This window comes from Serratia sp. TSA_198.1 (assembly GCF_052686505.1).
The window spans coordinates 1,354,209-1,367,007 of sequence record NZ_JBQZFP010000001.1 but is presented as its reverse complement, the minus strand read 5'-3'; the positions used below and the strand labels follow the sequence as shown (position 1 = coordinate 1,367,007).

Here is a 12,799-nt window from a genome sequence, read left to right as displayed (position 1 = left end):
CGAGGAGAGTGTGGAAATATGTACTGGATTAACGGACAACGGCACGATGCGTTAGCGCCAAGCGATCGCGGTTTGCAGTTCGGTGATGGCTGTTTCACCACTGCCCGGGTTATCGACGGCAGAATCGAGCTGTTTCCCTGGCATATCGAACGCCTGCAACAGGCAGCGCAACGGCTGATGATGCCGCTCACTGATTGGGGCGCTCTTGAAAGTGAAATGGCGCGTGCGGCAGAATCTATCCCGCTCGGCGTGGTCAAAGCGATACTGACGCGCGGCAGCGGCGGACGAGGTTACAGCCCGCAGGGGTGTGAAAATCCTACGCGCATTGTCTCTCGCAGCGCTTATCCCACGCACTACCTGTCGTGGCGTGAACAGGGCATCAGCCTGGCGCTCAGCCCGGTGGCTCTGGCGCGTAATCCGTTGCTTGCGGGGCTTAAGCATCTGAACCGTCTGGAGCAAGTGTTGATCCGCGCGCATCTTGACCAGACGGCCGCCGACGAGGCCCTGGTGCTTGACACTGCCGGTATGCTGGTGGAATGCTGTGCGGCTAATTTATTCTGGCGTAAAGGAAAAGCGGTATTTACGCCCGATCTGAGCCAGTCCGGCGTGGCTGGGTTGATGCGTCGAAGGGTGATTGAGCTGCTGGCGGGCAGTGAATATTCGCTGCATTGCGTCAGCGAGCCGTTGGCCACTCTTGCCGACGCCGAAGAAGTGCTGGTGAGTAACGCGCTGATGCCGTTGCTGCCGGTAAATACAGCGCAATCATGGCGTTATCACTCACGCCAACTCTATGATTTTTTGCGTCCACACTGTTAACGATGGCTGATTGATGAAGAAAAGAAAGCTGAAGGTCGTTTCTATTATCGTTGTTCTGGCGTTGGCCCTGCTGTGCTGGGGTTACCAGAAAGTTGAACGCTTTGCTGATACGCCATTGGCGATCCAGCAGGAAGCCATTTTTAAACTGCCGGCGGGTACCGGGCGGGTAGCGCTGGAAAGCTTGCTGGTACGCGACAAGCTGATCCGCAACGGTGCCTGGTTCCCGTGGTTGCTGCGCCTGGAGCCGCAACTGGCAGAGTTCAAGGCCGGCACTTACCGCTTTACGCCGGGAATGACGGTGCGCCAGATGCTTAAACTGTTGGCCAGCGGTAAAGAGGCACAGTTCAGCGCGCGTTTTATCGAAGGTTCGCGCCTGCGTGACTGGCTGTTGGTGCTGCAGCAATCGAAATACCTCAAACATACGCTGGCGGGCAAAAGCGAAGCGGAAATCGCCGTGGCGCTGGGCCTGCCGGAGGACACTCATCCGGAAGGGCGCCTGTACCCGGATACCTATCTGTATACTGCCGGCATGAGCGATATCGCGTTGCTTAAGCGTGCTCATCTGCGCATGATCAAGACGCTGGAAGCCGCCTGGCAAAGCCGCGACACCAGTTTGCCCTACAAGACGCCGGAAGATTTGCTGACTATGGCTTCAATAGTCGAGAAGGAAACAGCCGTGCCGGAAGAACGCACCAAGGTGGCTTCGGTATTTATTAACCGCCTGCGTATTGGCATGCGCCTGCAAACTGACCCAACGGTGATCTACGGCATGGGCGACGCCTATAATGGCAATATTACCCGTAAAGATCTGGAAACGCCGACGCCGTACAACACTTATGTGATCAGCGGTCTGCCGCCGACACCGATCGCCATGCCGGGCCAGGCTTCTTTGGAAGCCGCCGCCAATCCGGCGAAGACGCCTTATTTGTACTTTGTCGCCGACGGCAAGGGCGGCCACCAGTTTACCACTAACCTGGCAAGCCATAATCAGGCGGTGCGCGCCTATCGCCAGGTGCTTAAGGAAAAGAATGAAAAGTAAATTCGTGGTTATCGAAGGGCTTGAGGGCGCGGGGAAAACCACCGCGCGCGATACCGTGGTCAACGTACTGCGCGAGCACGGCATTAATGACATTGTCTTTACTCGCGAACCCGGCGGCACTCCGCTGGCGGAAAAGCTGCGGGATCTGTTCAAACGCGGCATAGACGGCGAACTGCCGACTATCAAAGCCGAAGTGCTGATGCTGTATGCAGCCCGCGTGCAACTGGTAGAAACCGTCATCAAACCGGCGCTGGCGCGTGGTGCCTGGGTGGTCGGCGATCGTCACGATTTGTCATCGCAGGCCTATCAGGGCGGCGGTCGTGGTGTAGATCAACAACTGATGGCTTCACTGCGTGACACTGTTTTGGGGGATTTCCGCCCGGACCTGACGGTTTATCTGGATCTGCCGCCGCTGGTTGGCCTGCAACGCGCCCGTGCACGCGGCGAGCTGGATCGTATTGAGCAGGAAGCGCTGCCGTTCTTTGAACGCACCCGCTCGCGCTATCTGGAGTTGGCGGCGCAGGATGCTTCCATCGTCACCGTCGACGCTTCCCAATCGCTGGAACAAGTGACGGCGGCTATCCGCCGTTGCCTCAGCCAATGGCTACAGCAGGAAGGCGTGTAATGAACTGGTACCCGTGGCTGAACACGCCTTACCGTCAGTTGGTCGGACAATATGCCGCAGGCCGTGGTCACCATGCGTTGCTGCTGCATGCTGCCGCCGGCAATGGCGACGAGGCGCTGGCCTATGGCCTGAGCCGCTGGTTGATTTGTCAACGGCATAACGGCGAGAAAAGCTGCGGCGAGTGCCACAGCTGCCGGCTTATGCTGGCGGGCAACCATCCGGACTATCACGTATTGACGCCGGAGAAGGGCAAAAGCAGCCTGGGGATTGAACCTATCCGCCAGGTGATCGAAACCCTTTATTCCCACGCCCAGCAGGGTGGCGCCAAGGTTATCTGGTTGCCGCAGGCGGAATTGCTGACTGAAGCGGCCGCCAATGCCCTGTTGAAAACGCTGGAAGAGCCGCCGGAAAAAACCTATTTCCTGTTGAGCTGCCGCGAGCCTTCACGGCTGCTGGCGACATTGCGCAGTCGCTGTTTCTATTGGCATCTCGCCAGTCCGGATGAGCAACTCAGTTTGCAGTGGTTAAACCGGCAAATGCCGGGCAATCCGGTGGATCTCCTCACTGCGCTGCGGCTGCATGACGGTGCGCCGCTGGCTGCCGAACAACTGCTGCAACCCGAGCGTTGGCAGCAGCGCGGTGCTTTGTGCGCAGCACTGAATGCCGCCTTGCCGCAGCATGACATGCTGTCGCTGTTGCCGGTGTTGAATCACGAAGACGTGGCGGAGCGGCTGCACTGGCTATGCGCATTGCTGGTGGATGCCATGAAGTGGCAGCAGGGCGCGGCGAGTTTTGCGCTTAATCAGGATCAGCAACCGCTGGTACAGCAATTGGCCAGCCAACTGAGCGGCACCTCGCTGCAGCAAGTAGTACAGCAATGGCTTAACTGTCGCCATCAGTTGCTTAACGTAACCGGCGTCAATCGCGAGCTGCTGCTGACCGAACGATTACTCAGTTGGGAGCAGATGCTCGGCGCTACCGGCTATTTTCATCCTCATTCGTTGTAAAAGAGTTAACTATTATGTTGTTAGTAGATTCGCATTGTCATCTTGATGGCCTGGATTACCAGACGCTGCACCAAAACGTGGATGACGCCCTGGCAAAAGCCAAGGCGCGCGATGTCGGTTACGTACTGGCAGTCGCCACCACTTTGCCGGGTTATCAGGCCATGACGCAGTTGATCGGCCCGCGCGATGACGTGGCGTTTTCCTGCGGCGTCCACCCGCTCAATCTTGAGGGCGGTTACGATTACGCAGAGCTGCGTCGTTTGGCGGCGGCAGATCAGGTGGTGGCGCTGGGAGAAACCGGGCTGGATTACTTCTATCAGAAAGACAATCTCGAGCTGCAGCAAGCGTCATTCCGTGAGCATATCCGCATTGGTCGTGCGCTGAACAAACCGGTGATCGTGCATACCCGCGACGCGCGTGAAGATACGCTGGCGATCCTGCGTGAGGAGAACTCGCAGGACTGCGGCGGCGTGCTGCACTGTTTTACCGAAGATATCGCCACCGCAGAAGCGCTGCTGGATCTGGGGTTCTATATTTCCTTCTCCGGCATTTTGACCTTCCGCAATGCGGAGCAACTGCGCGAGGTGGCGCGCTACGTGCCGCTTGATCGCATTCTGGTGGAGACCGATTCGCCGTACCTTGCCCCGGTGCCGCATCGCGGCAAAGAAAACCAACCTGCCTACGTGCGTGATGTGGCTGAATACATGGCGGTATTGAAGGGCGTGAGCCTGGAAACGCTGGCCGAAACCACTACCGCCAACTTTTCACGCTTATTTCACATCGAACTATAATCCTTGGCCTAGGCTTAGCTGTAGTCATTGATGTTGGGATTTTTTTTAAGCTCGTAATTAATCGCTGAAACGGGTAATGTTCCCACCCGTTTTATGGCGGTGGCTGGGCGTTTTTTTGTCTTTTTTGATAAAAAATGGCCGATTTAAGAAAAATACCCGGCTTTGTTCATCGAAACGTGACTGCCATCAAACATTGCGCAGGCTATTTATTTTACTCTGCGTAAAAATTCAAGGGGTGCTCAGACACCCTGAATTGCAGGGGTTTTTCTCCCCCCCTTGCAGCGCGAAGAATCGCGAGAAGTAGCAAAGCACTATTACTCAGGAGCACACTCAACTATGTTCAAGAACGCATTTGCAAACCTGCAAAAAGTAGGTAAGTCGCTAATGCTGCCGGTTTCCGTATTGCCTATCGCAGGTATTCTGCTGGGCGTCGGTTCCGCCAACTTTAGCTGGCTACCTACGGTAGTTTCTCACGTGATGGCGGAAGCCGGCGGTTCAGTTTTCGCCAACATGCCGCTGATTTTCGCTATCGGTGTTGCCCTGGGCTTCACCAATAACGATGGTGTATCTGCGTTGGCTGCGGTCGTGGCTTACGGCATCATGGTGAAAACCATGGCGGTGGTTGCACCTTTGGTTCTGCACCTGCCGGCTGAAGAAATTGCGGCTAAACACCTGGCGGATACCGGTGTGCTCGGGGGGATCATCTCCGGCTCCATCGCGGCCTATATGTTTAACCGCTTCTTCCGTATTCAGTTGCCTGAATACCTGGGCTTCTTTGCCGGTAAGCGGTTTGTGCCGATTATCTCCGGCCTGGCGGCGATCGTTCTGGGCGTAGTTCTGTCCTTCATCTGGCCGCCAATCGGTACGGCTATCCAGACCTTCTCCCAGTGGGCTGCTTATCAGAACCCGGTAGTGGCGTTTGGTATCTACGGCGTGGTTGAACGTGCGCTGGTGCCGTTTGGTCTGCACCATATCTGGAACGTACCTTTCCAAATGCAGATCGGTGAGTTCACCAACGCGGCCGGCCAGGTATTCCACGGCGATATCCCGCGTTATATGGCGGGTGACCCGACTGCGGGTAAACTGTCCGGTGGCTTCCTGTTCAAAATGTACGGTCTGCCTGCTGCCGCTATTGCCATCTGGCATTCAGCCAAGCCGGAAAACCGCGCAAAAGTCGGCGGTATCATGATCTCCGCTGCGTTGACCTCGTTCCTGACCGGTATCACCGAGCCAATCGAGTTCTCCTTCATGTTCGTTGCGCCGATCCTGTACGCAATCCACGCCATTCTGGCTGGTCTGGCGTTCCCGATCTGTATCCTGTTGGGTATGCGTGATGGCACCAGCTTCTCGCACGGTCTGATCGACTTTATCGTGTTGAGCGGTAACAGCAGCAAGATCTGGTTGTTCCCAATCGTGGGTATCATCTACGGTCTGGTGTACTACACCATCTTCCGCGTGCTGATTGCCAAACTGGATCTGAAGACGCCTGGCCGTGAAGACACCGTTTCCGAGCAGGTCGCTCAGGGCGGTTCTGAAATGTCCGCGGCTCTGGTTCAGGCCTTTGGCGGTAAAGATAACATCACCAATCTGGATGCCTGCATCACCCGTCTGCGCGTTAGCGTGGCGGACGTGAGCAAGGTTGACCAGCCTGGTCTGAAAAAACTGGGTGCTGCCGGCGTTGTTGTTGCAGGCTCAGGCGTTCAGGCTATCTTTGGTACCAAATCTGACAACCTGAAAACTGATATGGACGAATACATCCGTAATCACTAATTCAGGCTGGGGAGCTTTGAGGGAGGCGAAAGCCTCCCTTTTTTATTGGCGAGGATTTATTTCTCGGCGTGGCTTTGCAGAAAACGTTCAAACACCGCCAGGGTGTCGCTAGAAATGTGATGCTCAATCCCTTCGCTGTCCAGCTCCGCCGTTTCAGTCGGCACCCCGAGGCACACCAGCAGGTCGACCACAATACGATGGCGGCGGCGCACTTGCTGCGCCAGTTGTTCACCTTCTTCAGTCAGAAAGACCCCGCGATACGGGCGTGACTCTACCAATCCGGCGCTCTTCAGCCGTGCAATGTTCTTGATCGCAGTAGGGTGGGAAACGCCAAAGCGACGGGCGATGTCGGTGGTTCTGGCTTCGCGAGTGGTCAGCAGCAGATCGGCAATCAGTTCGACATAATCTTCGATCAACGCATTCGACTGCGCTTCACGGGCGCGGGTAAAGCGCAGGGCGTGCTCAGCCTCATCCGGCATTTCAGCCAAGGTGGGGCGTTCGGCGTTATCTGACGCGCTTGTTACCATATTCTGAGACGTCCTTTATAGGTTAAGCCAGTGAGTTCCAGACTAATGGAATCCTGCCCTACGTTAGTCTAATGGCGACGCATTATCAATTCGGCCGCCGCATTCAATGACAATAAGAAATATTTGTACACAAAGGTAAAGTATCTTCCATTTTGCATAAAGTGTAGCCGATGCTACATTGTTCTGAGTGTTGGGTGAAAAATAACCAGAATAATATTGAGGGTAAAACATGCGTGAGGCGGCAACCACTACATCGTTAACCGAACGGACCAATACGGCGATTGGTAACGCTTTAGCCGGGCGCAAGCGCGGCGCGTTTACGCCGCTATTGTTCGCCGGGCCGGCGGTGATTGCCTCCATTGCCTACATGGACCCCGGTAATTTCGCCACCAATATTCAGGCCGGTTCAAAGTATGGTTACAGCCTGCTGTGGGTAGTGGTGATGGCCAACCTGATTGCCATGCTGTTCCAGGCGCTGTCGGCCAAGTTGGGCATCGTCACCAACCGTAACCTGGCGGAAATGTGCCGCGATCAATTCTCGCGCCCGGTGGTGATCGGCATGTGGCTGCTCAGCGAGGTGGCGGCAATGGCCACGGATCTGGCGGAGTTTTTGGGTGGGGCTATCGCGCTCGCCTTGCTGTTCCATATGCCGCTGTTGGCGGGGATGGGCGTAACGGCGGTGATCACCTATGCATTATTAATGGTAGAAAAGAAAGGTTTCCGCCCGGTTGAGCTGATGATTGGCGGGCTGGTGGCGATCATTGCCCTGTGCTATCTCGCCGAGATGTTTATCGTGCCGGTCGACTGGCTGGCAGCGGGCTCCGGCATGATAACGCCGCAGTTGCCGGATGCGCAGGCGCTGACCATTGCCGTCGGCATTATCGGTGCCACCGTAATGCCGCACGCCATTTTCCTGCATTCGGGCCTGACCCAGCACCGTACGCCGGCCAGCAACAGCGGCGAACGGCGCAAGCTGCTGCGTTTTTCCAATATCGAGGTGGTGATCGCGCTGGCGATTGCCGGGCTGGTGAATATCGCCATGGTGATTATGGCTTCCAGCGCTTTTCATGCCGGTAACAGCGACGTGGCGGAGATCGGCACGGCGTACCATACGTTGACCCCGCTGTTTGGCGCCGCCGCCGCCGGGATCTTCCTGATGTCACTGATAGCATCCGGTATTTCAAGCTCGGTGGTGGGCACCATGGCGGGCCAGATGATTATGCAGGGGTTTGTCGGTTTCCGCATCCCTGTATGGGTGCGTCGGCTGGTGACCATGATCCCGGCGTTTATCGTGGTGGCGTTAGGGGTTAATGCGACGGACGCGTTGGTCTACAGTCAGGTTGTGCTGAGCCTGGCGCTGCCGGCGCCGATGATTGCTCTGGTCATGTTTACCCGCCGCCGCGACATCATGGGCGAGTTCGTGAACAGCCGCCTCACCAGCCTGGTATCGATCATCGGCACGGTGATTATCATCCTGCTCAACATGGTGCTGCTGCTGCAGACGTTCGGCGTCACCATTCCAGGTCTGGGCTGATTGATAAGCCGTGCGTTTGTTACGGTCACGGCTTGTCTCCTTTCTACAACGCGATCACTCGCATTAAGGCATCGTTTTCGGTGCCGAGTTTTGGCCACCGGTCAGGGCCTTCTCATCGCTGGAAATGCTGCCGGTATTAGCCGCCCATACGCCTTCCTGTGTTTTGGTCACCTGCTGGTGGCCGGCATTCAGGTTCTGGCCGACGGCGGCGATATGGTTGGACTCGACGTCGCCGGTATTTTTTGCCCAAGGGATGGTTTGATCGCCGGCTTGGGCGATGCCGCTAAATGCCATCGGTATCACCAGCAGCGCGGTATGAATGAAGGTTTTGATTTTCATGATCTCAATGTCCGTTGATGCATAGGGTACGGTAAATCCGTGCCATAGCGATTCAGGGAAAAGCAATTGAGGGTGGGGGATTACCTAAGGTCAGTCTGATTGCGGCTGGCGGTCTGGGATCCGCACTACGCCCTGTCTATTCAGTCTAGAACGGGTTATCAGTGACCATCAGCAGGCTGATGTAAATGAAGCCCATGATTTATATCAGCGCATGTAAAAATGTTACATTGGAAATAATTACCACGCTTACTATGTAGGCATTTTCAGGATACCTAAACCGACAGCCATCCTTCACTTCCCTGGCCGGTATGACTCAATAATAGGCGGTTATTACACGCCGTAGCGTTTGTTTCCTCCCGAAGTGATGCAGTAACGCCCGCCTCGTGGGCCTATACATATTCTTCCTGACGAACAGGGGCATCCGGCATCACTTTCCACGTTGCGCTTTGGCGTTGGTCGATATACTGGCTGCTTTGGCGCAGGTGCCTGGCGGCTTTTTTGATAGCACTTATCACCATGGCACAAGGACTTTATAGAAACCCATTGGCTCGATTGATTATCCGGTGTGATTTTTGCCCAATTATCGCTCTCTTGGTAAATGGTGATACTTTGCCCACGTTTTAGGGACGTAATGACTTTACCGTTCGGTGCGTTTCGGACGTTGAGCCGTTCGGCCGCTACATATTTAGTGGGTAAAGCGGCATCATTTTGCGGTTGAGGGGGGTGTTCGCCGATATCTAATGCCTGATTGGCCTGCGGCGTATAAACATGGGCCGTTGAGGTGCCGGATTGCGGCATCGATGTGTTTTTTTCTGATTTATTGTCAGATTTGAATACAAACCAAAGAACGATAGCGGCGATTACCAGTATTCCTACGCCTTGATTGTTCTTTTTGCTTGCCATCAGTCTTCACCATCCAAACTGGATAAATACTAAGGCTAGACGCAGTTTAAAAACGTATCAATAAAAGGATATTTTATTATTATCATCTAATAATATTATTATTTAACTCACTGTTTGTTCTGCAATTTAATTTCACCGTCGGGTTCTCCCAACGGTGAATGATACCCTATAGCTTTCAAATTGCAGCCAGGCGCCCAACTGGCTCATCCTCAGGCGCTGACTTGCGTAAGTCACTGGGGTGAGCGCATGCAGGTAACGACGCTGCAGCTTGCAAGATGACGGGTATATAACGATATTACAAATTGCCCACTCCGCCATCAATCTGCAGCTCGGCCCCGACCATAAACGCGGATTCGTCAGATGCGAGGAACACGGCCGCTTTCGCCAGTTCCAGCGGCGTGCCCATGCGGCCGATTGGCACCAGGGCACGGATGTCATCGCGCAGCGCCTGCTCATCCTCTTCTTTCAAGCCCAGCTTGCCCAATGCCGGTGTTTCGGTCGGGCCAGGGCTCAGGCCATTGACCCGAATACCCCGCGGATGCAATTCACCGGAAAGCGTTCTGGCCAGCGACAGCAGGCCGGCCTTGCTGGCGGCGTAAACGCTGCTTAGTGGCAGGCCGATATGCGCGCTGACCGAGCCGCACAGAATAATCGAGGCTGGATTCGCCAAGAGTGGCAGCAGCGCCTGAATTAAGAAAAATGGCCCTTTGAGGTTGATGTCCATCAGCCGTTGATAGCTCAGCTCATCCCATTGCTGCAGCGGAAGGTGGGTGACGTCACCGGCGTTGATATACAGCACGTCAAGGCGCGGCCAGTGGCTGGTCAACTGTTGCGCTAAAGCTTGCTGTTGGCGGATATCCCCGGCATCACTGCGCAACAGCAACACGTCGCCCAGCGCTTTCCCCGCTGCGTCGAGGCCGCTTTGGCTGCGGCCGGTGATCGCCACGGTGGCGCCTTCGGCAATAAACTGGCGCGCGGTTTCCAGACCAATCCCGCTGGTGCCGCCGGTGATCAACGCGTATTTACCTTTAAGTCGTGACATAACCTGCCCTCTGTTTCCCGTTGGTAGCGCCATTATTTGCGCTATAGTATCTTTTGCATAGTAGGCACCTTTTGGATACTAAGGTACGGAGTGGGATGAAATGACGACGGTGGCGCTTTCGGCAGCGGAAAAAAATTTAACGGCGTTGCCGGCAACAGACGAGCCTTGCCCCATGGTGGGGTTTGTGAATCTGGTGGCGGGGAAATGGGCGATCCCGATCCTCTACAGGCTGATCATGATCGACGGCCCGGTACGCTTCAGTGAGTTGCAGCGCGCGGTGGTGCCGATCGCCCAGAAAGAGCTGACGCGTCAACTGCGGCAGTTCGAACAGCGCGGCCTGGTTACGCGGCAGGTATTTCCGGAAGTCCCGCCGCGTGTTGAATACCGGATTACGGCGCTGGGCATATCCCTGCGCCCGACGCTGGACTCGCTGGCCGAGTGGATGCGTGCGCATGCACCGCAATTGAACGCTGACTAATCGCCGATCCCCGGCGGGTTGATGGTGGAACGCTCGACCTTTTCATCATGTTCGCCCCAACGGTCCAGCACCTGCGCGTATTCGCCGCTGACGATCACGCCATTAATGGCAGCGTTAATGGCGGCGACCAGGCCATTATCTTTTTTGGTGGTCACTGCGACATAAGCGACGTTAGGGCCGATGCCGACCATTTTGGTTTTGCCGGTTAGCGCCGCTTTATAGGCGCCGGTAGAGTGGGGGCCAAAGAAAGCGTCGGCGCGCCCGGACTGAATGCTCAGGTTGGCGGCGGCGTCATCGGTGACATAAATCGGCTGCACCGGCGCCAGACCGTTGGCGCGGTTCTGTTTATCCCAACCGAGCAGGATGTTTTCCTGATTCGTACCGGAACCGACAATAATCCGCAGCCCGGCAACGTCCGCCGGCCGGTTGATGGAGGCGATCTTGCTGGTGGATTTCACATAGAAACCCAGCGTATCTACGCGGTATGTGGCGAAATCAAATTTGGTTTTCCGCAGCTTGGTGACGGCAATATTAAAAATGGCGGCATCGTACTTACCGGAAGTAATGCCAAGTGGCCAGTCCTCCCAGGAGGTGGGCACAAGATTCAGTTCCAGCCCCAGGCTGTCCGCCACCAGTTGCGCGATATCCGGGTCGCTGCCGATCAAGGTTTTATTGTCTTCGGCAAACAGCGCCAGCGGCGGGGAGTTTTCAGACGCCACCGCTACGGTTAACTTGCCCGGTACGGCAAAATGGTAATTCGCCGGGATCAAAGCGACGGCAGCCGGGTTTTTGAGCGCGCGTATATGTTGCTGATTGGCCTGCAGATCGATAATGTTTTTGCTTTCCGCCTGGGCCGCACCGCACAGCAGCAGCACGCCCAGCGCCAGGGTTTTGAGTGACATGGTGTTTTCTATCCTTTGCTAATCATAGAGTTACTATTGGCGGCGGCCGCGGGCAAGTAAAGCAACAATAGTGAATAACCAAAGTGAAAAAAATCAGATGATTGCCGCAGTGATCTAATGGCAGAGGCATAGTTAGCCTGGCAGGTTGCCTGATTCTGCATCACTCGACGCGATAAGTGCGCAATCAGGTTGAAAGCAGTAGAATTTGTCACTCATACTGCGTACAGATTATTTTCCTCAACAAGGAATGCCAGATGGCCGAAGAAACGATTTTCAGTAAAATTATCCGCCGCGAAATCCCTGCTGATGTGGTCTACCAGGACGAACTGGTCACCGCGTTCCGTGATATCTCACCTCAGGCTCCGACCCATATTCTGATCATCCCCAATGTCTTGATCCCAACGGTAAACGACGTAACCGCAGAGCACGAAGCGGCGCTGGGTCGCATGATCACCGCCGCGGCGAAAATTGCCGAACAGGAAGGCATCGCCGAAGACGGCTATCGCCTGATTGTTAATTGCAATCGCCATGCCGGCCAGGAGGTCTATCATATTCATATGCACCTGGTCGGTGGCCGTTCGTTGGGGCCGCTGCTGTCACGCTAACCGAGGTCAATCATGCGCTATAGCAAAACCCTGCGTTGTCTGATGGCGCTGGCGTTACCCGCCGCAATGCTGATGGGCTGCAGCAATCGGCCCGGCATTGCGGTTAACGAGCGGCAGGCGGTGGTGATGGATTCGCCGGTGCTTACCGCAGGTATCGTGGCCGATAACCCATCGATTAAGGATGCCTCCGGGCGCGTGATGGCCACTTCGGTGCTCAGCAACAACCAACCGACACCGGTAACGGTGCATTACCGCTTTTACTGGTATGACAATCAGGGGCTGGATATTCGGCCCTTTGAAGAGCCGCGCACCGTTACCGTTGCGCCAAATTCAGACGCTGAAATTTACTCGATTAACGGCAACCTTGATGCCAAGCGCGTGCGTCTGTATCTATTCTTGTAAGCTCTTGCTTTAGTTGTTG

The 12,799-nt window shown here is 55.6% G+C and carries 15 protein-coding genes; 10 read left to right on the top strand and 5 right to left on the bottom strand.

The window, feature by feature from the left end:
• Positions 1–18 precede the first annotated feature (18 nt).
• From pabC to ptsG, 6 genes are all read left to right on the top strand, one after another.
• Positions 19–816, top strand: a complete 798-nt coding sequence (pabC, locus tag ACUTSW_RS06545; protein WP_445583983.1) for an aminodeoxychorismate lyase — start codon at positions 19–21, stop codon at positions 814–816.
• Positions 817–829: 13 nt separating this feature from the next.
• The gene (gene mltG, locus ACUTSW_RS06540; protein ID WP_445583982.1) at positions 830–1,855 is read left to right on the top strand and encodes an endolytic transglycosylase MltG; all 1,026 of its coding nucleotides are present in this window, start codon (positions 830–832) and stop codon (positions 1,853–1,855) included.
• Positions 1,845–2,480, top strand: coding sequence for a dTMP kinase (gene tmk, locus ACUTSW_RS06535; RefSeq protein ID WP_062870484.1), 636 nt, complete (start codon positions 1,845–1,847; stop codon positions 2,478–2,480). The genes mltG and tmk overlap by 11 nt, the downstream gene beginning before the upstream one ends.
• Positions 2,480–3,487, top strand: coding sequence for a DNA polymerase III subunit delta' (holB, locus tag ACUTSW_RS06530; RefSeq protein WP_006324673.1), 1,008 nt, complete (start codon positions 2,480–2,482; stop codon positions 3,485–3,487). Before tmk ends, holB begins: the two co-directional genes overlap by 1 nt.
• A 14-nt stretch (positions 3,488–3,501) precedes the next feature.
• Entirely contained in the window at positions 3,502–4,278 is a 777-nt protein-coding gene (locus tag ACUTSW_RS06525; RefSeq protein ID WP_004943056.1) for a metal-dependent hydrolase, read from the top strand.
• Positions 4,279–4,614: 336 nt separating this feature from the next.
• Complete coding sequence (gene ptsG / locus ACUTSW_RS06520) at positions 4,615–6,048, top strand: PTS glucose transporter subunit IIBC (RefSeq protein ID WP_013812442.1); 1,434 nt, start codon at positions 4,615–4,617, stop codon at positions 6,046–6,048.
• Between the two features lie 56 nt (positions 6,049–6,104).
• Here the strand turns inward: ptsG and mntR are convergent, their stop codons facing one another.
• On the bottom strand, positions 6,105–6,575 hold the full coding sequence (gene mntR, locus ACUTSW_RS06515) for a manganese-binding transcriptional regulator MntR (protein WP_062870487.1): 471 nt from the start codon (positions 6,573–6,575) through the stop codon (positions 6,105–6,107).
• Positions 6,576–6,804: 229 nt separating this feature from the next.
• Here mntR and ACUTSW_RS06510 point away from each other — a divergent pair, with 229 nt between their 5' ends.
• Positions 6,805–8,109 (top strand): Nramp family divalent metal transporter, encoded by a 1,305-nt coding sequence (locus ACUTSW_RS06510; RefSeq protein WP_062870488.1) that lies wholly within the window; start codon positions 6,805–6,807, stop codon positions 8,107–8,109.
• Positions 8,110–8,172: 63 nt separating this feature from the next.
• Here the strand turns inward: ACUTSW_RS06510 and ACUTSW_RS06505 are convergent, their stop codons facing one another.
• The 3 genes from ACUTSW_RS06505 to ACUTSW_RS06495 all read right to left on the bottom strand — a co-directional run bounded on the left by ACUTSW_RS06505 (position 8,173) and on the right by ACUTSW_RS06495 (position 10,393).
• On the bottom strand, positions 8,173–8,448 hold the full coding sequence (locus tag ACUTSW_RS06505; RefSeq protein WP_081372812.1) for a hypothetical protein: 276 nt from the start codon (positions 8,446–8,448) through the stop codon (positions 8,173–8,175).
• Positions 8,449–8,778: 330 nt separating this feature from the next.
• The gene (locus ACUTSW_RS06500; RefSeq protein ID WP_445583981.1) at positions 8,779–9,351 is read right to left on the bottom strand and encodes an SH3 domain-containing protein; all 573 of its coding nucleotides are present in this window, start codon (positions 9,349–9,351) and stop codon (positions 8,779–8,781) included.
• A gap of 295 nt (positions 9,352–9,646) precedes the next feature.
• Complete coding sequence (locus tag ACUTSW_RS06495; protein WP_063203062.1) at positions 9,647–10,393, bottom strand: SDR family oxidoreductase; 747 nt, start codon at positions 10,391–10,393, stop codon at positions 9,647–9,649.
• 100 nt (positions 10,394–10,493) lie between these two features.
• Here ACUTSW_RS06495 and ACUTSW_RS06490 point away from each other — a divergent pair, with 100 nt between their 5' ends.
• Complete coding sequence (locus ACUTSW_RS06490) at positions 10,494–10,871, top strand: winged helix-turn-helix transcriptional regulator (protein ID WP_445583980.1); 378 nt, start codon at positions 10,494–10,496, stop codon at positions 10,869–10,871.
• Here ACUTSW_RS06490 and ACUTSW_RS06485 read toward each other — a convergent pair.
• Complete coding sequence (locus ACUTSW_RS06485; RefSeq protein WP_445583979.1) at positions 10,868–11,773, bottom strand: transporter substrate-binding domain-containing protein; 906 nt, start codon at positions 11,771–11,773, stop codon at positions 10,868–10,870. The genes ACUTSW_RS06490 and ACUTSW_RS06485 overlap by 4 nt on opposite strands.
• A 254-nt stretch (positions 11,774–12,027) precedes the next feature.
• Between ACUTSW_RS06485 and hinT the strand changes: the two genes are divergently transcribed.
• Together hinT and ACUTSW_RS06475 are read left to right on the top strand one after the other, a co-directional pair.
• Positions 12,028–12,378 carry a purine nucleoside phosphoramidase gene (hinT, locus tag ACUTSW_RS06480; RefSeq protein WP_004943071.1) on the top strand — a complete coding sequence of 117 codons (351 nt, stop codon included), beginning with the start codon at positions 12,028–12,030 and terminating at the stop codon, positions 12,376–12,378.
• Positions 12,379–12,390: 12 nt separating this feature from the next.
• The gene (locus ACUTSW_RS06475; protein WP_004943072.1) at positions 12,391–12,780 is read left to right on the top strand and encodes a YcfL family protein; all 390 of its coding nucleotides are present in this window, start codon (positions 12,391–12,393) and stop codon (positions 12,778–12,780) included.
• Positions 12,781–12,799 lie beyond the last annotated feature (19 nt).